This window comes from Nocardia sp. NPDC004604 (assembly GCF_040609795.1).
GTDB lineage: Bacteria > Actinomycetota > Actinomycetes > Mycobacteriales > Mycobacteriaceae > Nocardia.
On record NZ_JBEXLC010000066.1, the window covers coordinates 18743 to 38146 of the forward strand.

The window sequence follows — 19404 nt, forward strand, 5'->3', positions numbered from 1 at the left end:
AAATCGCATCGCGAAATCGCCCGGCATTGCGCTAATTTCGCAGCGGATGGTGTCGCTTCTCGCGGCAACCGGGTGGCCGCGGAGCCGAAGGAGGTGCGAGAAGTCTGCCGCGATCGGCTCGCGTTCGGTTCGGCCGCCGGTTCCTTCTTCCGATCCGTGCAGTGAACGAGGTAGTTCGCTGCGAATCCCCCTTGTAGTGCCGGTCCGACGTCGGCCGAGGTGTCTCGGGGCCTTCGGTCGTATGGTCGGTGGCGGCTGACCATCGAAGGAAAGTCTTGTCCAGAGTTCCCTTCAGGATCGCGATCCTGATGCTGAGTATCGCCTCGCTCGGGCTGCTGGGCCTGCCAGCGCAGGCCGATCCGCTCTACCCGACCCCCGACCCCGATCCCTTCTACGGTGCACCGGCCGATCTCGGTGCGCTACAGCCCGGCGACGTGGTGCGCACCCGCAAGATCGATACCGGACCCTATGTCGGCACCGAGGGCTGGCAGGTGGCGTTCCGCTCCACCAACTCGCAGGGCAACCCGGTCATGGGCGTGACCACCGTACTGCTCCCGGCCGGTGTCAAGAACCCACCGCTGGTCTCCTATCAGGCGCTGATCAATTCCCTTGGCACCCAGTGCAATCCATCGCGGTCACTGTTCAATGGCGAACTGCAGGACGCGCCCGGCGCCATGCTGCCCATCGGCCGCGGCTGGGCGATCTCACTGCCCGACTACCTCGGCCCCACCTCTGCCTACGGTGCGGCGCGGTTGAGCGGCATGATGACGCTGGACAGCGTCAAGGCCGTGCAGAAGGTGGCCGACCTCGGTCTGGCCAACTCACCGGTCGCGATCGCGGGCTATTCCGGCGGCGGCATGGCCACCGCCTGGGCGGCCGCGCTGCAACCCACCTACGCCCCCGACCTGAAGCTAACCGCCGCGGTCGCGGGCGGCATCCCCGCCGATATGGAGGAGATGGCCCTCGCCCTCGGCTTCGAACCGCACCCCGGCTTCGGGTTGGCCTTCGCCGCCGCCATGGGCTTGGAGCGCGAATACCCGAACCGGCTGCCGATTTCGGATCAGCTCAACCAGAACGGTTTGTGGTTCCGCGAATTCACGCACGACGCCTGCCGTCGCTTCCTGCTGTTCCACGGGGCCTTCCGCAGTGCCGAGCAGATGGCGGCGTCGAAGAGTCTGATGGACAGTCCGGAGGCGCGGGCGGTGTTGCGGGAGAACAGCTTGCGGTACTTCCCCGGAGTTCCAACGGTTCCCACCTTTATCTGGCAGGGCCGCTTCGACACGCTGACCTTCTTCAATCCGGTGGCCGAGGTCGCCGACCGCTACTGCAAGGCGGGCGCGCCGATCGACTTCCACCCCTATGAAATCGCGGAGCATATGACCACCGCGGTCGCCGGTTTCGCCGACGCGTGGAACTACGTGGAAGCCCGCTTCCGCGGTGATCCGGTCCCGACCAGCTGCTGAAATCAAAGCGGTCCCGGAGATGTTCTCCGGGACCGTTTTCGTGGTACGGCTGGTTATTCGATGATCGAACGAACCTGCTGTTCGTACTTCGCGCGGGTTTCGCCATCGGCGGGGTGCAGGGCGCGGTCGCCGTCGAAGAGCCTGCGTACCAGGCGGACCGCGCGTTCAGGAGCGGCGGCCAGGGCTATGTCGATGGGGGCAAGGTAGTTCGGGACGGCTACCTCGGCCTTGCGGGTGTGGCAGGTTTGCAGGACGGCCGCGGCGACGTCTTCCGGGTCGACGGTGGGCATGCCCTTGCCGAGGGTCAGGCCCGAGGAGAGGCGGGTGCGTACCGCCGATGGCATGACGCAGCTGACGCTGACGCCCTGCGGCGCGAACTCCAAACGGGTTGCGGCGGACAGGCCAACGGCGGCGAACTTGCTGGCGTTGTAGACGGCGAGGCCGGGCACCGGCACCTTGCCCGCAAGCGAGGCGACATTGACGACGTGGCCGCGGCGGCGCTCGATCATGCCGGGCACCACGGCGCGCATGCCGTGGATGAGGCCCCAGACATTGATATCGAAGGTGGCGTGGCCGACCGCATCGGGTTCGTCGAGGAACGCGCCCGCTGGCATGACACCCGCATTATTGACGAGCACGTCCACCACACCGAAGTCGGCGACAACCTTGTCCCATCGATCGCGGGCACGCACGTCGAGCTCGTATGCGCGTGCGCCGATCGCAGCCGCGGTGGATTCCGCCGCGGCGGTGTCCACATCGGCGATCGCGACCTGAGCGCCCGCGTCCGCGAACAGCTCCGCGGTCGACCGGCCGATGCCGCGGCCCGCGCCGGTGATCAGTACTCGCGCGCCCTTCAGATCGATATCCGGATAACCGTGACCGAGGATTTTCATGCGAATTCTCCTTGTTCCAGCGCCGTTCGGGTGCTGTGCAGACTGTGTTCGAATGTCGCGAGGCGGCGACGGGCGTCCATGAAGTTGGGGCCCATCACCGCGAGATCGGCCGCGGTGGCGCCGATTACCAGCACGCGGGTGCCGGCCGCGCGCAGCACAGCAACCTCGGCCGCGAGCTGGGCGCTCATCCGATTGCGCAGCTGCCGTTCCAGGAAATGGCCGGGACCGGTCGCGGGAACCTTGTCGACGGAGGCCATCGGCGCGAGCACCAGCACCTCATCGAGTTGTTGTGCCGCGAGCAGATCCACCGATGCGGTCGATCCGGCGCCGCCGTCGACGAAGCGTCGCCCCGCGATCGATACGGGCGGGAACCAGCCGGGCACCGCCCAGGACGCGCGCAGCGCCGCACCCAGGTCGGCCGGTGGCGCATCGGGTGCGCCGAACGGAACCCGTGCTCCCGTCGCGTAATCCATGCTCACCAGCCACGTGGCGGGATGGGATACCCAGGACCGGCCCGGATTCAGCCGATCCGCCAGGTGCTGCAGCCAACTCGCATCGCCACCGCCCACCGGCAGCAGCCCGCTGCCCGCGGTCAGCAATCGCTGTCCGGTCTTCGGCGCACGCAAGCTCAGGCCCAACTCACCCGGCCGCGGCCGGGGCAGCGGTGGGAACCGTCCGGGCTCGGCCCGCATATGCGCGAGCAGAACCGGATTCGCCGACGTCCCGCGCTGCATCGCGACGAGTTCATCCACCGCGATGCCGCTGCCGAGCATGGTGACCGTCTCCGCACCCGCGGACGTGCCGATCAGCACATCCGCCTCGCGCGGATCCCAGTCCAGCACGTCGCGGGTGGCGGCCAGCGCGGCGACGATCCAGGCGAACCCCAGCGTGCCACCGCAGCCGATAGCCAGGCCGCGCCGCTGCGACCCGTTCTTGTTACCCATGGTTCCAAACACTAGCAGAATTCAAATACCTTCAGTATCTGAAATCTATCGGTACGTAGAATCACCGATATGGCACGTCTGACCCGGTCCGAAAGTCAGGCCCGCACCAGGGCCGACCTGATCGCGACCGCACGCGACCTCTTCCTGGCCGAGGGCTATGCCAAGACCAGCCTCGAGCGCGTCGCCGAGGAGGCGGGCTATTCGAAGGGTGCGGTCTACTCGAATTTCCGCACCAAGAAGGAGCTGTGCCTGGAGGTACTGGCCCTGATCCACGCGACGAAATTCGGCGAGGTGACCGATCTGCTCGCGGCGGGCGAGACCTTGGACGATCAGCTGGCGCGGTTCCACGAATGGGCCGAGCGGACCATCGGCGACGTCGGCTGGACCCTGCTCGAATTCGAATTCGCCACCGTTGCCCGCGACGATCCGGAACTGCAGGCCGCACTGGTCTCCAGCCTCGCCATGATGCGCGGGGCCGTCGCGGCACAGCTGCAGACACTCTCGGACACGATCGCAATCCCACTGCCGATGCCCGCCGAAGATGCCGCGACCGCGGTCCTGAGCATGGGGATCGGCCTGGGCATGCAACGGGCCGTTGATCCTTCGATACCCGCTCGGCTGATCACCGACGCGGTACGGCTGCTCGTGACGGTCGGTGCGGGACCGCTGCGCGGGATGAGTACGAATCTCACGCCGTGAAGTGCAACGTCCATTCGCCGCGGTAGTGCAGCCGGGTGACGCTGCCCGGCGGAATGTCGATCCGCCAGAACGATTTCGGCGGCGCGTCCAGGGTCACCAACAGCGCCGCACGGATTACCGCCGGGTGGGTGACCGCGATGGTCGACATGCCCTCGGAAGCGATTTCGGCCATCCAGTACCGGGTCCGCTCGACCACATCGATCACGGATTCGCCGCCGTGGCCACGGAATTGCGGGTCGGTCAGCCAGGCGTACAGCTCGTCCTGCGGCACCGACATCAACTCACCTCCGCGCCACGCGCCCGCGTCCAGATCGCGTAGTCGAGTGTCCTCCTCGCCCGGAAGTCCCATCAGCGCAGCGGTTTCCACGGCTCTGCGCTCGGGTCCGGTGAGTACTCGAGCCGCGGTCAGGCGCCCACTTGCCGCGATTGCTCGGCGACCGGCCTCGGTCAGCGACTCGTCGACTGGAAAACGTGCCTTTCGCATCGCCTCGGTCATACCATGGCTGACCAGGTCGAGTCTGAGCACCTTCTGCACGGTTGGAAGCGTACGGCGCGGCAGTGGTGGTCGTACTTCGATTGCCAACCCTTCGCTCGGACTCTCCTGCCGCCGCGGGCCATTTGCCGAACTCGAGCGTTTCACCAGCGCCCGCCGGGCTGTCGGTGCCCAGGTGCACACTGATGCTATGGCTCAGTTCTCCACCGCGACCCAGGAGTGGTTCGACGGCGCCTTTCCCGCGCCGACGGCCGCCCAGCTCGGCGCGTGGAAAGCCATTGCCGCAGGTGAACACACGTTGGTCGTCGCACCGACCGGTTCGGGTAAGACGCTGTCGGCATTTCTGTGGGCCATCGATCAGCTGGCAACCAGGGCGAAGCCGGAGGGGAAGACGACGCGCGGCACCTCGGTGCTCTATGTGTCACCGCTCAAGGCACTGGCGGTGGATGTCGAGCGAAATCTGCGGGCACCCCTGGTCGGGGTCACCCAGACCGCCAAACGGCTGGGGCTGGATCCGCCCGCGATCAGCGTCGGTGTCCGCTCCGGCGATACCAGTGCGGCGGATCGGCGATCGATGCAGCGCACACCGCCCGACATTCTGATCACCACGCCCGAATCGCTGTTCCTCATGCTCACCTCGGCGGCCAAGGAGACGCTGCGCGAGGTCGGCACGGTCATCGTGGACGAGGTGCATGCCATTGCGGGTGGTAAACGCGGTGCGCATCTGGCGCTGTCGCTGGCCCGGTTGGATCTGCTGACCGAGCGGCCCGCCCAGCGGATCGGCCTCTCCGCGACGGTGCGGCCGCCCGAGGAGGTCGGACGATTCCTGGTGGGAAATGCGCCCATCACCATTGTCTCGCCGCCCGCGCCCAAGACCTTCGATCTGTCCGTGCGTGTGCCGATCGCGGATATGACCGAGCCGGGCGACTCCGATCAGCCCGGCTCGATCTGGCCGCATGTGGACGAGGCGATCGTGGATCTGGTACTGCAACACCGGTCTTCGATCGTCTTCGCGAACTCACGCAGGCTCGCCGAGCGGCTGACTGCGCGGCTCAACGAGGCCTACGCGGCTCGGCTCGGCGATGCGGTCGACTTGGACCACAAACCGCCTGCCCAGCTGGGTGCGTCCACCGAAGTGATCCATGGCGCGGAACCGCTGCTGGCCCGCGCGCACCACGGTTCGGTGAGCAAGGAGCAGCGGGCGATCATCGAGGACGATCTCAAGATCGGACGGCTGCGCTGCGTGGTGGCCACCAGCAGTCTCGAACTCGGCATCGATATGGGCGCGGTCGATTTGGTGGTGCAGGTGGAGGCGCCGCCGTCGGTGGCCAGCGGATTGCAGCGGGTCGGGCGGGCCGGACACCAGGTCGGCGAGATCTCGCGCGGAGTGCTGTTCCCGAAGCATCGCACCGATGTCATCCATTGCGCGGTCGCCTCGCAGCGGATGACGGCGGGGCAGATCGAGGCGCTGCAGATTCCGGCGCATCCCTTGGACATTCTGGCCCAGCAGACCGTCGCGGCCTGTGCGCTCGAACCGATCGATGTCGACGCGTGGTTCGAAACCGTGCGCGGCACCGGCAGTTACGCCGCACTGCCCCGGTCGGCGTACGAGTCGGTACTCGATCTGCTCGCCGGTCGCTATCCGTCGGATGAGTTCGCCGAGCTGCGGCCGCGGCTGGTGTGGGACCGCGACGCGGGCACGCTCACCGGTCGGCCCGGAGCGCAACGACTGGCGGTGACTTCCGGCGGCGCGATTCCGGACCGTGGGCTGTTCGCGGTCTACATGGTCGGCGAAAAGGCCTCGCGGGTGGGTGAACTCGATGAGGAGATGGTGTACGAATCGCGGGTGGGCGATGTTTTCGCGCTCGGCGCGACCAGCTGGCGCATCGAGGAGATCACCTTCGACCGGGTGCTGGTCACGCCCGCGTTCGGGCAGCCGGGACGGTTGCCGTTCTGGCACGGCGACGGACTCGGACGCCCCGCCGAACTCGGCGCCGCACTCGGCGAATTCATCCGCAAGGCCGGTGCACCCGCGCCGCGGCGAATCGAGTCCGATCCGGATTCGGATCCCGGAACCAGGGGCAACGGAAAGAAGAGCGCCCGGACGACGTCAGCCGACCCGGTGACCGACGAGCTCATCCGCGGTGCGGGCCTCGACGACAATGCGACCGTCAACCTGGTGGCCCTGCTCGACGAGCAGCGCACGGCCACCGGCCAATTGCCCACCGACAAGACGCTGATCGTCGAGCGGTTCCGTGACGAACTCGGCGACTGGCGGCTGGTATTGCATTCGCCCTACGGGCTGCCGGTGCACGCGCCATTGGCATTGGCGATCGGGGCGCGGTTGCGGGAGCGGTTCGGGGTCGATGTGTCGCCCAACGCCTCCGATGACGGCATTGTGGTACGGCTGCCCGATACCACCGACGATCCGCCAGGTGCGGAACTGTTCGTCTTCGATCCCGATGAGATCGACGAGATCGTCACCGAGCAGGTCGGCGGGTCGGCACTGTTCGCGTCGCGGTTCCGGGAGTGCGCGGCGCGGGCGCTGCTGCTGCCCCGGCGCGATCCCGGTAAGCGCGCGCCATTGTGGCAGCAGCGGCAGCGGTCGGCGCAGTTGCTCGATGTGGCTCGGAAGTTCCCGGACTTTCCGATCCTGTTGGAGACGGTGCGCGAATGTCTCCGTGACGTCTACGATCTGCCGTCACTGCGGGATCTGCTCGGGCGGGTGGCGCGGCGTCAGGTGCGACTAATCGAGGTGGAAACCGCGACACCCTCGCCCTTTGCCAATTCCCTGCTGTTCGACTACATCGGGCAGTTCATGTACGACGGTGACAGTCCGCTGGCCGAGCGCCGGGCCGCCGCGCTGTCACTGGATTCGAGTCTGCTCGCCGAACTGCTCGGCCGGGTGGAGCTGCGAGAACTGTTGGACGCCAGCGTTATCGAGCAGACCGAGCAGGAGTTGCAGCGGCTCACCCCCGAACGGCAGGCGCGGGATGCGGAGGGACTGGCCGATCTGCTGCGGCTGCTCGGACCGCTCACCGCCGAGGAGGCCACGCTGCGGTGTGTCGGTGCGGCGGCTGCCGTTGCGCTCGACGATGACGAGCCGAGCGAGGCCGGGCCCACTGTCGCACCGCATGGTGACGCGCCCGAATGGTTCGCCAGCCTGCTGCAGGCCAAGCGCGCGCTGGAGGTTACCTTCGCCGGTCGAACCTGGTGGGTGGCGGTGGAGGACGCCGCACGCCTGCGCGATGCGCTCGGCGTACCGCTGCCGATCGGCACCCCGGCCGCCTTCATCGAACCGGTCGCCGACCCGCTCGGCGATCTGATCGGGCGCTACGCCCGCACCCATGGACCGTTCACCACCGAGGCGGTGGCCGCCCGCTTCGGCCTCGGCACCGCGGTCGCCGCGACCGCGCTGCATCGGCTGGTCATTGAAAAACGTGTGGTAGAAGGCGAATTCACCCCTGCTGCCAGCGGTTCGGAGTGGTGTGACGCACAGGTGCTGCGCCGGTTGCGCCGCCGCTCGCTCGCGGCCGCCCGGCACGAGGTGGAGCCGGTCGCCACCGCCGCCTTCGGCCGCTTCCTGCCCGCCTGGCAGCACATCGGCACCGGTGAACTGCGCGGCGTCGACGGGGTCGCGGCCGTGGTGGAACAGCTTGCGGGAGTGCCGATTCCCGCCTCCGCGTGGGAGTCGCTCGTACTGCCCGCCCGGGTCCGCGACTACTCCCCCGCCATGCTGGACGAACTGATGGCCACCGGCGAGGTCATCTGGTCCGGACACGGTGCCATTACCGCGAAGGACGGCTGGATCGCACTGCATATGGCCGATCAGGCACCGTTCACCCTGACCCCCGCCGACGAGATCGAGCTGTCCGAGGTACACCTGCGCCTGCTCAGCGCATTGGGGGCATCGATCACGCCATGGACTCCCATCGATTCCGATGGGCAGAGACCGCTCGATGCACCAGGATCGGGCACCGACCAGGTCGTATCGCTGGATGATGAGGCGGCACCGGGAGTTTCCGCGGAGCCGGACCGCCCGGCGGGCCGAGGCGGTGCGCCACCGCGACTTCCACCGGTCCTGCACGGCGGCGGCGCGTACTTCTTCCGGCAGCTCGCCGACGCCACCGGACTACTCGACGACCCACAGGTCGCGGCCGCGCTGTGGGAGCTCGTCTGGGCGGGCGTCGTCTCCGGTGACACATTCGCACCCGTGCGTGCGCTGCTCTCGGGTACGGCACGGACCACAACCGCCCATCGCACGCCGCGGCGGGCACCGCGCGGACGGGCGTATCTGCCGCGGCCGAACCTGCCGACCAGGTCGGGACCACCCGCGGTGGCGGGCCGCTGGTCGCTACTACCGGAACGGGTGGCCGACAACACCCTGCGCGCTCACGCGACCGCCGACACCCTGCTGGAGCGATACGGCGTGCTGACCCGCGGCTCGGTGCAGAACGAGGGCGTGCCCGGCGGCTTCGCGCTGATGTACCGCGTGCTCACCGAATTCGAGGATCGCGGCCGGTGCCGCCGTGGCTATTTCGTCGATTCGCTCGGCGGCGCCCAGTTCTCCACCACCGATGTGGTGGACCGGCTGCGCTCCTTCGATACCGATCGCGCCCGCCAGGTCACCAGCAGACCACGCCGAAGCACCGCATTCGCCTTGGCCGCCAGCGACCCCGCGAACCCCTACGGCGCTGCACTCCCCTGGCCGAAGGGTCCGTCCGAGGGCGCTGGCCACCGCCCCGGACGCAAGGCGGGCGCGATAGTCGTACTCATCGACGGCGAACTGGCGCTGTACCTGGAGCGCGGCGGCAAAACCCTGCTCACCTTCACCGAGGACCCGAACACTCGCCAAGCCGCGGCGACCGCGCTGGCCGATCTGGTGCGCGACCGCCGCGTCGACTCCTTGGTGATCGACCGAGTCGACGGAGAAACGGTGCACGGCAATACCTTCGCCGGTTTCCTGACCGAGGCCGGATTCTCGACGACTCCGCGCGGCCTGCGACTACGGAGCAAGCCGTGACCCGACGGGGGACCACCGCACGGCCCCGGACTCCGCGGCGATGCAGGACCCGACGCGGCCGCGAGCGGACCTGTACGGAGCCGACGATGATCCGTTCGATCCCGACCGGCCTATGGTCGAACCATGCCTGAAGGCGACACCGTTTTCCTGACCGCGGCCCGACTGCGGCTCGCATTGGCGGGAAAGACGCTGATCCGCAGCGACTTCCGGGTGCCGCGCTATGCCACGGTGGATCTGGTCGGACAGCGGGTCGATGGTGTCGCCAGCTATGGCAAACATCTTTTCGTCAGAACCGACGAGGTCAGCGTGCACACCCACCTGAAGATGGAGGGCGAGTGGCGGACCTACTGCGCCGGTGAGCGGTGGACGCGACCGCCGGTCACCGCCCGGCTGGTGCTCGGCACCGACGACACCGAGGCGGTGGGCTTTTCGCTCGGTACCGTCGAGGTACTGCGGCGCGCGGACGAACACACCGCCACCGACCATCTCGGTCCGGACCTGCTCGGCGACAACTGGGATGTGACCGAGGCGGTGCGGCGGCTGTCCCGGTATCCGGCCCAGCCGATCGGCCTTGCCCTGCTCGACCAGCGCAATCTGGCCGGCATCGGCAATATCTACCGCAGCGAGATCTGTTTCCTGCGCCGCGTGCACCCGACCACCCCGGTCGGCGCGGTCCCTGACCTGCTCGCACTGGTGCACGAGGCGCATCGCGTACTCACCAAGGCCGCCACCGAACCGCCATGGCGGCCACTGGCATACGGCCGGGCCCGCCGCCCGTGCCAGCGTTGCGGCACCCGCATGGTCGTCCATCTGCTCGGCGAACCCGAAGCCGAGCCCAAGCCCGGTCGAACCGCACGGATCACCCAGTCCGACCGCATCATCCAGCGCGAGCGCGGCATCTACTTCTGCCCGCGGTGCCAGCCCGAACCCACCTGAGCGCCGTCGCACACAAGAGTCAGCAGATTCATTTGCCATTCAGTTGCTAACACTTGTCCAATTTTCAACGACTAGCACCTTGGAACACGGACAAGCAACGAGGAGCTGGCAAGAGTGATAGCAATGGGCACGGACGCGCGTCGCGCGATCGCGATTGCCAGTCGGCTGTTCACCGCGCTGCTCACCATCGCCGCGACCGCGGTTTTCAGTTATCTACTCCTGCACGCATTTTCACCCGTCGGCGACGCGAGCACCCCGCAACCAACACCACCCACCACATCGACGGTGCGTCAGTTTCCAGAGCTCACTAGACCGGTCGTCATAGTTAACGTACCGTAAGGCAGGTGGCACCTCGCACCGACTCGCGCCAACGCTTCATCGATGCCGCGGCCGACCTCTTCCATACCCAGGGCTATCACGCCACCGGCTTGAATCAACTCGTCAGCGCGGGCGGCGCACCCAAGGGCTCGCTGTATTTCCACTTTCCGGGCGGCAAGGAACAGCTCGCCGCGGAGGCCCTCGCCCAGTCGGGCAAACAACTGCACGACCAACTCGACGCGATCCTCGCCAATGGCGGTGATATCAATGCCGTCTTCGACGCCCTGACCGCACCGCTGGTCGATTCCGACTTCGAACGCGGCTGCCCGATCGCGACCATCGCACTCGACGCCGGACGCGCGAGCGAACCGATCAGGCAGGCCTGCGTCACCGGTTTCGAATCCTGGCGGGTGTCGATCGAAAAGTTCCTGCGGGACAAGGGGATCGACCGGCCGCGCGCCACGGAATTGTCCACCGTCGCCCTCGCCATGATCGAGGGCGCCCTGCTGCTCGCCAAGACCCAGCGCGATTCCGCCCCGCTGCGGGCGGTCGCCGCTCATCTGCGCACCACCTTCGAACAGGAGCTTTCCTGATGCGAGTGCACCACCTCGTGCGCGACCACGGCGATGAGGTCACGGTGTTCTCCGCGCACAGCTCGATCGAATTCCACGCCCTGGAGCAGGTTGTCGTTTAGAAGACCCCGAAACCCTTGACGGCCCAAGCACTCCCGGTTAACTTGCAAAGTGTAAGTTAATTGGGAGGGCATCGTGCAGGATCCGCGGCAGTACGTGGTCATCGGTGGCGGCCTGGCCGGACTCGCATCCGCGGTCTGGCTGGCCGAGGCGGGCAAGCAGGTCATCCTGTTGGAACGTCGTGGCAGGCTGGGCGGCCGGACGCATGCGATGAAGGTCGACGCGGTCGACGACCTCCCCGATAACGGCCAACACGTGATCGCCAGCGGTTATGAGCATCTGTTCCGCTATCTGACCAGTGTCGGCACCCGCGAGCACGTCGCCTTCCCGCACGGTGGGACGCTGCGCTGGCCCGGCGGGCGCAGCGTGTTCATGTCGACCAAGGGCTGGGGCGCATGGCGCACCCTGTTCGGCGCACATCCCGACGCGAGCCTGCTCGATCGGCTGCGCGCGGCCCGCGCCACCGTGCGACTGGGCTGGCAGAGCCTGCACCAGCCCGCCGACCTGGCCGACCTCACCACCGAACAGTGGTTCAACCGGGTGGGTATGCCCGCCGCGGCGCGAGAAGCGTTGTGGGACTGGCTCGCTCTCGGTCTCGCGGCCGAGCCGGTGCAGCAGGAATCGGCCAAGATCCTCGCCGATTTGCTGGCAACCGGCATCCGGCTCGGGATCGAACACCGCAGGGCGGTCACCATCGGCTACCCGACCACCGACCTCGATACGCTCTTCATCAGCGGCGCCCAAAGGGTTTTCGAGAAATTCGGTGTCGAGGTCCGCCACCGCGCGGTGGCTCGCCGCATCAATATCGACAATGGCGCAGTGACCGGGGTGGTACTCGCCGACGGATCGGTCGTCCCGGCCGATGCCGTCGTCTGCGCGGTGCCGAATTCGAATATCGGCGGACTTCTCGACGAACTGCCCGAACATGCCGAAATCTACGCCGCCGCGGACAAATTGGGCTACACGCCGATTGTCAGCACCAACCTCTACCTGGACCGTCCGCTCGGCACCAAGGCCGAATTCGAGGCGCTGATCGGCGGCACCGGCATTATCGACGAGGTCTTCGACCGGCAGTTGATGACCGGCCGCAGCACCGAGCGGGCCTGGCTGTACTGCCTGACCACCAGCGGTGCCTACGAACAGATCCACAAGACCACCGAGGAGATCCTCGACGAGCAGATGCGGCTGCTGCGCCACTACTACCCCGCCGCGGAAAACGCGAAGGTCGTTCAGGGACACGTGGTTCGGCTGCCGAAAGCAACCTTCTCGCAGGTAGTCGGCACCCACGGCCTGCGCCCGGACCAGCGCACCTCGATACCGACGCTGGTACTGGCCGGTGACTGGACCGCGACCGACTGGTCGGCCACCATGGAGAGCGCGGTGCAGAGCGCCGCCAAGGCGGTGGATCTGCTGCTTGCGCTACCGTCAGTGCCGTGACCACGGAGCGCTCGACGTCCGAGCACCCCAGCGCGAAGCCATGCACCACGCCCAAGCGCCGCATGTCCGCGGCCGACCGGCGCGCACAGCTACTGGACGTGGCGCGCGATATCGTCGCCGCCGAAGGCTTCGGCGCGGTGAGCATCGAACGGGTCGCGCGCGAGGCACAGGTCGCGAGAGCCCTTGTGTATCAGCAGTTCACCGATCTGTCCGGGCTGATGACCGCCCTGGTGGATCGGGAATCGGCGATTGCACTCGCCGGCATCGGCAGTGTCGATCGGACCGGTACCGCCGACGACGTCGATGAGCTCGGCCGCGGCATCCTCGCCTATCTGCACACCGCGCCGACCAGTTGGCGGATCATTCTCAGCCCACCCGACGGCGGACCACCCGATCTGCGCGACCGGCTCGAACTCGGCCGGGCCTATGCGCGGGCCATCGGCGCGCGCCAGCTGTCGCGCTATGCCGGGGTCACGGTCGATCCGAACGGCGCGACCGAGCGCATCCTGCTCGCGGCATTGGAGGAGCTGGCCCGACTGCACCTGGCCGATGCGCAGCAATATCCGGATGAGCTTGTGCTGCACTATATTCGGTCCCTCGTCTGGTGGGCGATTCACGTCGAGGCACCGAAAGATACGCACTGAACTGCGGTTTCACCTACATCACGAAATTCTCATGGACGCATTGGTTTTCTTGTTCCAGCGCGGGAACGACCCGCGAGAACGAGAGGAAACGACCATGAAGATCCGCTCCGCAATCGCCGCCGGAATGTTCGCCCTCGGTGCCGTCGCCGCGGGCGCCGGTGTTGCCTCGGCCGCGCCGACCCCGATGCACACCCCCTTCATCGGCAACTACGCGACCTACGATGCCTGCGCCGCCGACGGGAATTCGCCGAAGACCGGTGGCACCCAGTGGGAGTGCCGCGAGGTCGCCGACGGCTGGGATCTCTACACCTACTGAGCACCACTTGCGGATCGAGTGGCCGGCAGGGGGTCGGCCACTTGGACTCCGGCCTGCGCACGGAGTGCGCAGTACCTTATTCTCGGACCTCGTGCGGGTGCTGGTGATCGAGGATGATGCGGGTCTTGGCAACGAAGTCGCCGCGGGACTGCGATCGGCCGGTTTCGCGGTCGACCTCGCACCCAACCTCGCGGATGCGGATTTCAAGATCTCCGTCAATGTCTATGACGTCCTCGTCGTCGATCGTGGCCTGCCCGACGGCGATGGCCTGCAATTGGTTTCGGCGCATCGCGCCAGGGGCCAGCGGGTTCCGGTGCTGATGCTCACCGCCCGCGACGCACTGGCCGATCGCATCGCCGGATTCGACAGCGGCGCCGACGACTATCTCGTCAAACCCTTCGCACTGCCCGAACTAGCGGCGCGGGTCCGGGCGCTGTCGCGGCGGCGCGAGCATCCGGCACCGGCCCGGATCCTGCTCGGCGATATAGATATCGACCTGCCGCGCCGTCGGGTGCAGCGCGCGGGCATCCTGCGCTCGCTGACGCCGAAGGAATTCGCCGTCCTCGAACTGCTCGCCACCCGGGCCGGCAACGTCGTCTCGCGCTCGGAGCTGATCGAATGCTGCTGGGACGAAATGGCCGAACCCGCATCGAATGTCGTCGACGCCGTGGTCGCGCAACTGCGCCGCAAGCTCGGCGCGCCGCCGGTCATCGAAACCGTGCGCGGCACCGGCTTCATGATCGGAAGTGACCCATTCGCACCTTGATCTCCACGGCGGACGCCCGCCCCGCCGTGGCCCGGCTGCGCCGCACCCGCTGGCAGCTCACCGCGCTGATCACCGCGATCACCGCGACCTGTCTGATCATTCTCGGCATTGTCGCGGCGACTATCGACGCCCGCTCACGCGCGAGCGCCCTCGATGATTCCCTCGACCGGGTGGTGAGCGGGCTCGTCCGCGCCGTCAACCTGCCCGAGGGCGAGGAAACCATCGATGTGAGCCAGCTCGAGAACGACGCACTCGCCAATGGTGAGATGGCGGTGCTGGTGCTCAGTTCGCCGGGCGATGGCAAGTGGCAGGAGGACTTCGCACATCTGCGCTCCTGGCTGCCCAAGGACGACGGTGCCGCGGGACTCGCCGATGATGCCGACCTGGCCGATGAAACCATCTTCCGCGATGGATACGACGGTGCCGGTCGCCCGGTCCGGATCGCGGCGACACCGATCACGTGGGAGGACTCCAAGACCAAGGCGGTCGTCATCGCGGGCACGAATCCCGGTATGTTCGACCGTGATCGGGCCCTGCTGATCTGGGGGCTCGTTGTCGGCGGGCTCACGCTGGTCGCACTGTCCGCGGTGGCCGGACATCTGCTCGCGAGTCGGAGCATGCGCCAGGCCATCGTCATGCTCGAAGAGCAGGAGCGCTTCCTCGGCGACGCCGCGCACGAATTGCGGACACCGCTCACGACTCTCGGATTGGTCACCGCGCCGCGCCGTCGCAATCCGCATGAGGTCGAGCGGGCGCTGGTCGATGCCAGGGCGCTGGGCGCACGGATGGAGCGGATCGTCGCCGGACTGTTGGCGCGCGCCCGGATGCAGGCGGGCGTCACCACCATGGAGCAGGTGCAGCTGCTGCTGGATCAGCTCACCGAATCGGTGGTCGAGGAGTTCCCGAAGGCCGGTATCGTGCTGCGGGCCGATCCCACTGTGGTGGTCGGCGATCCGAATCTGTTGAGCCTGGCGGTGCGCAATCTCATCGAGAACGCGATCACCCACGGCGCGGTCAATCATGGTGCGCCCGTTGAGGTGCATGTGGCCGACGGCCGCGTCAGCGTGCGCGACCACGGCGCGGGCCTGACGCCACAGCTGTCGAGCAATCCGTTCCAGCGCGGGGTGACCGCCGGTCGCGGCAGCGGCATCGGATTGGCTCTGGTGGCGTGGATCGCCGAATTGCACGGCGGCACCGCGACAATGGAACCGGCCGCCGGTGGCGGCACCATCGCATCGATCGTGCTTCCACCACCGCCGATCGGGTAATCCTCAGGTGTCCAACGGGACCGGTTCCAGAATCTCCGGGCGCGGTTCGGGGGCCACGATGCGCAGGGCGTCGGCGGATTCGTCGTCCGGCTGGGTCTGGGAACGGATCTCGGCCGCGACCCGGGCCTGGTAAGTCCTGACCTCCCAATCGATTTCGTCATTATCCCAGCCGAGCACCGGCGCAACCAGCCGGGCCACCTGCTCGGCGCAGTTGGCGCCGCGGTGCGAATATTCGATGGAAATCCTGGTCCGGCGGGCCAGAATATCCTCGAGGTGCAGCGCGCCCTCCGCCGCCACCGCGTACACGGCCTCCACCTGCAGATACGACGGTGCGTCCATAATCGGTTGCAGCAGTTCGGGTTTGCCATCGGCCATGGCCATCACCTCGTCGATGAGCGAGCCGTAGCGATCGAGCAGATGCTTGATCCGGTACGGATGCACGCCGTATGCGTCGGCAAGCTGCACCGTCTGATTGATGAGCGCGAAATAGCCGTCGGCGCCGAGCAGCGGGACCTTCGCGGTTATGGATGGCGAGACGCGCGCCGGAATATCCTGGGCCGCTTCGTCCACCGCGTCATAGGCCATTACCCGGTAGGTGGTGTACTTGCCGCCCGCGATGCCGACCAGCCCCGGTGCCACCCGCGCGACGGCGTGCTCACGCGACAGCTTGGATGTCGAATCGCTTTCGCCTGCGAGCAAAGGCCGCAGACCCGCGTAGACGCCGTCGATATCACCGGGGGTGAGCGGCGTGACCAGCACCTGGTTGACCCGGTTCAGCAGATAGTCGATATCGGCCCTGGTCGCCGCCGGATGGGCCAGATCCAGATTCCAGTCGGTATCGGTGGTGCCGATGATCCAGTGCGCACCCCACGGAATCACGAACAGCACCGAAGTGGCGGTGCGCAGAATGATCGCGGCATCGCTGACTATGCGGTCGCGCGGCACCACGATGTGCACCCCCTTGGAGGCGCGCACGTGGAAGCGACCGCGATTGTGCGAGAGCGCCTGCACCTCATCGGTCCAGATTCCGGTCGCATTGATCACCACATGCGCGCGGATCTCGCCGGTGCGCCCGTCCTCGCTGTCGCGCACCTTCACCCCGACGAACCGGTCGGCCTCGCGCAGGAAACCGACGACCTGGGTGGAGGTGCGGATCACCGCGCTGTAGTGCGCGGCGGTGCGGGCGACCATCATGGTGTGGCGGGCGTCGTCGACGACGGTGTCGTAATAGCTGACGCCGCCGATCAGCGAATCGCTGCGCAGGCCGGGGGCCAGCCGCAATGCGGCGTGCCGGGATAGATGATGTTGGCCGGGAACGGATTTCGCGCCGCCCATGGTGTCGTAGAGCACCAGTCCGGCCGCCACGTACGGGCGCTCCCAGCCGCGATGGGTCAGCGGGTAGAGGAAGCGCAGCGGTTTCACCAGATGCGGCGCGAGGGTGGACAGTGCGAGTTCGCGCTCTCGCAGGGCCTCACGCACCAGTCCGAACTCCAGCTGCTCCAGGTACCGCAGACCGCCGTGGAACATCTTCGAGGACCGGCTGGAGGTGCCGGAGGCGAGATCACGCGCCTCGACCAGCGCGACCTTCAGACCACGGGTCGCGGCGTCGAGCGCGATGCCGGAGCCGACCACACCGCCACCGACGACGACCACATCGAAGTGATCCTTGCCGAAGCGCTCCCATGCCGTCGCGCGCTGCTCGGGGCCGAGGAACTGCGATTCCGGTTTCCTGTTCATGCTCGACTCCTCCCGCCGACGCGGCGTCGGGGTGTAGACGGCGTTTGTGGTCTTCGGGCATGCGCTCGAGCTGCACGGTAAAGGCGGTGTTCTGTTGTACAGGCTAAGGGAGTCGGCCGGGATCTCCGGTCGGGGCCGAAGCCGTGTCGCCAACCTACGCTACCCGCCGGTAACCGATATCAACACTAGTCCGGCAACCCGCTGGCCGCGATGTGATGCGCGGTTTCCTACGCGGGCCGCGCCGCTTTTAGTAGCCTGCACGAATGCGTCGCTATGTGGCCGCCATCGATCAGGGCACGACCTCGAGTCGGTGCATCATCTTCGACCGGCAGGGCCGCGTCGTGGGCGTCGCGCAACGCGAGCACGAGCAGATCTTCCCGCGGCCGGGCTGGGTCGAACACGATCCGGAAACCATCTGGCGCAATACCGAATTCGTAGTCGGCGAGGTGCTGCGGAGCACGGGTATCGCCGCCGATGAGATCAACGCGGTTGGGCTCACCAATCAGCGCGAGACGACGGTGGTGTGGGATCGGGCCAGCGGCAAGCCGATTCACCACGCGATCGTCTGGCAGGACACCCGCACCGATCGTCTGGTGACCGAACTCGGCGGCGAATTCGGCGCGACGCGCTACCAGGAGCGCACCGGTCTACCACTGTCCACCTACTTCGCCGGGCCGAAACTGCGCTGGATCCTCGACAATGTCGAGGGCGCGCGGGCCCGTGCCGAGGCGGGCGAGCTGTGTTTCGGCACCATGGACAGCTGGGTGCTGTGGAATCTCACCGGTCGACACATCACCGATGTGACCAACGCGTCGCGCACCATGCTGATGGATCTTCGTACGCTGCAATGGGATCCGCAGCTCTGCGCGGAATTCGGCGTGCCGGAGTCGATGCTGCCCGAGATCCGCAGCTCATCGGAGATCTACGCGGAGATCGGCTCCGGCCCGCTGGCCGGGATACCCGTCGCGGGCATCCTCGGCGATCAGCAGGCGGCGACCTTCGGCCAGGCCTGCCTATCCCCCGGCGAGGCCAAGAACACCTATGGCACCGGCAATTTCATGCTCCTCAACACCGGAACCACACCGGTATTCAGCAAGCACGGGCTGCTCACCACGGTCTGCTACCGGCTCGGCAGCGAGGCGGCGGTATACGCGCTGGAGGGATCCATCGCGGTGACCGGCTCCCTGGTGCAATGGTTCCGGGACAATCTCGGCATCATCTCCACCGCCGATGACATCGAGCCGCTGGCCCGCAGCGTCGAGGACAATGGCGGCGCCTATATCGTCCCCGCGTTCTCCGGCCTCTTCGCGCCACGCTGGCGCCCGGACGCCCGCGGCGTCATCGCGGGCCTGACCCGCTTCGTCAACAAGGGGCATCTGGCGCGGGCGGTATTGGAGTCCACCGCATTTCAGACGCGTGAGGTGATGGACGCCATGCGCGCCGACGCCGAATCCCAGCAGCTGCGGCTCGAACTGACCACCCTCAAGGTCGACGGCGGCATGGTCGGCAACGATCTGCTCATGCAGTTCCAATCCGACATTCTCGACGTCCCGGTGGTGCGCCCGGTCGTCAACGAGACCACCGCACTCGGTGCGGCCTACGCGGCCGGGCTGGCCGTCGGGCTATGGGAGAGCACCGATGACATCCGGGCCAACTGGGCCGCGGATAAGACCTGGCAACCGTCGATGTCGGCGGCCGACCGCGAAACCCAGCTCGCCGCTTGGAACAAGGCCGTGGAGCGCACGTACAACTGGGTGGAATGACCCGCCGGCCGT

General features: G+C 67.3%; 15 protein-coding genes. 11 read left to right on the forward strand and 4 right to left on the reverse strand.

What is annotated here, in order from left to right:
- Nucleotides 1-308: 308 nt before the first annotated feature.
- Nucleotides 309-1463, forward strand: a complete 1155-nt coding sequence (locus ABZW16_RS23545; protein ID WP_354958142.1) for a lipase family protein — start codon at nucleotides 309-311, stop codon at nucleotides 1461-1463.
- A 53-nt stretch (nucleotides 1464-1516) separates the two neighbouring features.
- Here the strand turns inward: ABZW16_RS23545 and ABZW16_RS23550 are convergent, their stop codons facing one another.
- Nucleotides 1517-2356, reverse strand: coding sequence for an SDR family oxidoreductase (locus ABZW16_RS23550; protein WP_354958119.1), 840 nt, complete (start codon nucleotides 2354-2356; stop codon nucleotides 1517-1519).
- The gene (locus ABZW16_RS23555) at nucleotides 2353-3300 is read right to left on the reverse strand and encodes a patatin-like phospholipase family protein (protein WP_354958120.1); all 948 of its coding nucleotides are present in this window, start codon (nucleotides 3298-3300) and stop codon (nucleotides 2353-2355) included. Before ABZW16_RS23555 ends, ABZW16_RS23550 begins: the two co-directional genes overlap by 4 nt.
- 69 nt (nucleotides 3301-3369) lie before the next feature.
- On the opposite strand from ABZW16_RS23555, the gene ABZW16_RS23560 reads away from it, so the two are divergent.
- A complete protein-coding gene (locus ABZW16_RS23560; RefSeq protein WP_354958122.1) occupies nucleotides 3370-3999 on the forward strand; it encodes a TetR/AcrR family transcriptional regulator in 630 nt (209 codons plus the stop codon).
- Here ABZW16_RS23560 and ABZW16_RS23565 read toward each other — a convergent pair.
- Nucleotides 3989-4534, reverse strand: coding sequence for a histidine phosphatase family protein (locus tag ABZW16_RS23565; protein ID WP_354958123.1), 546 nt, complete (start codon nucleotides 4532-4534; stop codon nucleotides 3989-3991). The genes ABZW16_RS23560 and ABZW16_RS23565 overlap by 11 nt on opposite strands.
- A gap of 148 nt (nucleotides 4535-4682) precedes the next feature.
- On the opposite strand from ABZW16_RS23565, the gene ABZW16_RS23570 reads away from it, so the two are divergent.
- The 8 genes from ABZW16_RS23570 (at nucleotide 4683) to ABZW16_RS23605 (ending at nucleotide 15892) form a co-directional block, all read left to right on the forward strand.
- The gene (locus tag ABZW16_RS23570) at nucleotides 4683-9515 is read left to right on the forward strand and encodes an ATP-dependent helicase (RefSeq protein WP_354958124.1); all 4833 of its coding nucleotides are present in this window, start codon (nucleotides 4683-4685) and stop codon (nucleotides 9513-9515) included.
- 123 nt (nucleotides 9516-9638) lie between these two features.
- The gene (locus ABZW16_RS23575) at nucleotides 9639-10451 is read left to right on the forward strand and encodes a DNA-formamidopyrimidine glycosylase family protein (RefSeq protein ID WP_354958125.1); all 813 of its coding nucleotides are present in this window, start codon (nucleotides 9639-9641) and stop codon (nucleotides 10449-10451) included.
- Nucleotides 10452-10795: 344 nt separating this feature from the next.
- Complete coding sequence (locus ABZW16_RS23580; RefSeq protein WP_354958126.1) at nucleotides 10796-11362, forward strand: TetR/AcrR family transcriptional regulator; 567 nt, start codon at nucleotides 10796-10798, stop codon at nucleotides 11360-11362.
- A gap of 171 nt (nucleotides 11363-11533) precedes the next feature.
- Nucleotides 11534-12898: a hydroxysqualene dehydroxylase HpnE gene (hpnE, locus tag ABZW16_RS23585; protein ID WP_354958143.1), complete on the forward strand. Its 1365-nt coding sequence runs from the start codon at nucleotides 11534-11536 to the stop codon at nucleotides 12896-12898.
- Between the two features lie 62 nt (nucleotides 12899-12960).
- A complete protein-coding gene (locus ABZW16_RS23590; RefSeq protein ID WP_354958144.1) occupies nucleotides 12961-13542 on the forward strand; it encodes a TetR family transcriptional regulator in 582 nt (193 codons plus the stop codon).
- 94 nt (nucleotides 13543-13636) lie between these two features.
- Nucleotides 13637-13858 carry a hypothetical protein gene (locus ABZW16_RS23595; protein WP_354958127.1) on the forward strand — a complete coding sequence of 74 codons (222 nt, stop codon included), beginning with the start codon at nucleotides 13637-13639 and terminating at the stop codon, nucleotides 13856-13858.
- 91 nt (nucleotides 13859-13949) lie between these two features.
- A complete protein-coding gene (locus ABZW16_RS23600) occupies nucleotides 13950-14624 on the forward strand; it encodes a response regulator transcription factor (protein ID WP_354958128.1) in 675 nt (224 codons plus the stop codon).
- Entirely contained in the window at nucleotides 14621-15892 is a 1272-nt protein-coding gene (locus tag ABZW16_RS23605) for a HAMP domain-containing sensor histidine kinase (RefSeq protein ID WP_354958129.1), read from the forward strand. The genes ABZW16_RS23600 and ABZW16_RS23605 overlap by 4 nt, the downstream gene beginning before the upstream one ends.
- Before the next feature lie 3 nt (nucleotides 15893-15895).
- Here ABZW16_RS23605 and ABZW16_RS23610 read toward each other — a convergent pair whose 3' ends face one another.
- Entirely contained in the window at nucleotides 15896-17629 is a 1734-nt protein-coding gene (locus tag ABZW16_RS23610; RefSeq protein ID WP_354958131.1) for a glycerol-3-phosphate dehydrogenase/oxidase, read from the reverse strand.
- A 263-nt stretch (nucleotides 17630-17892) separates the two neighbouring features.
- On the opposite strand from ABZW16_RS23610, the gene glpK reads away from it, so the two are divergent.
- Entirely contained in the window at nucleotides 17893-19392 is a 1500-nt protein-coding gene (gene glpK, locus ABZW16_RS23615; RefSeq protein ID WP_354958132.1) for a glycerol kinase GlpK, read from the forward strand.
- Nucleotides 19393-19404 lie beyond the last annotated feature (12 nt).

Coding starts and splice junctions, on each gene's coding strand:
- ABZW16_RS23545 (WP_354958142.1), top strand. CDS start 309: ATGCTGAGTATCGCCTCGCTCGGGCTGCTGGGCCTGCCAGCGCAGGCC.
- ABZW16_RS23550 (WP_354958119.1), bottom strand. CDS start 2,356: ATGAAAATCCTCGGTCACGGTTATCCGGATATCGATCTGAAGGGCGCG.
- ABZW16_RS23555 (WP_354958120.1), bottom strand. CDS start 3,300: ATGGGTAACAAGAACGGGTCGCAGCGGCGCGGCCTGGCTATCGGCTGC.
- ABZW16_RS23560 (WP_354958122.1), top strand. CDS start 3,370: ATGGCACGTCTGACCCGGTCCGAAAGTCAGGCCCGCACCAGGGCCGAC.
- ABZW16_RS23570 (WP_354958124.1), top strand. CDS start 4,683: ATGGCTCAGTTCTCCACCGCGACCCAGGAGTGGTTCGACGGCGCCTTT.
- ABZW16_RS23575 (WP_354958125.1), top strand. CDS start 9,639: ATGCCTGAAGGCGACACCGTTTTCCTGACCGCGGCCCGACTGCGGCTC.
- ABZW16_RS23590 (WP_354958144.1), top strand. CDS start 12,961: ATGTCCGCGGCCGACCGGCGCGCACAGCTACTGGACGTGGCGCGCGAT.
- ABZW16_RS23595 (WP_354958127.1), top strand. CDS start 13,637: ATGAAGATCCGCTCCGCAATCGCCGCCGGAATGTTCGCCCTCGGTGCC.
- ABZW16_RS23610 (WP_354958131.1), bottom strand. CDS start 17,629: ATGAACAGGAAACCGGAATCGCAGTTCCTCGGCCCCGAGCAGCGCGCG.
- glpK (WP_354958132.1), top strand. CDS start 17,893: ATGCGTCGCTATGTGGCCGCCATCGATCAGGGCACGACCTCGAGTCGG.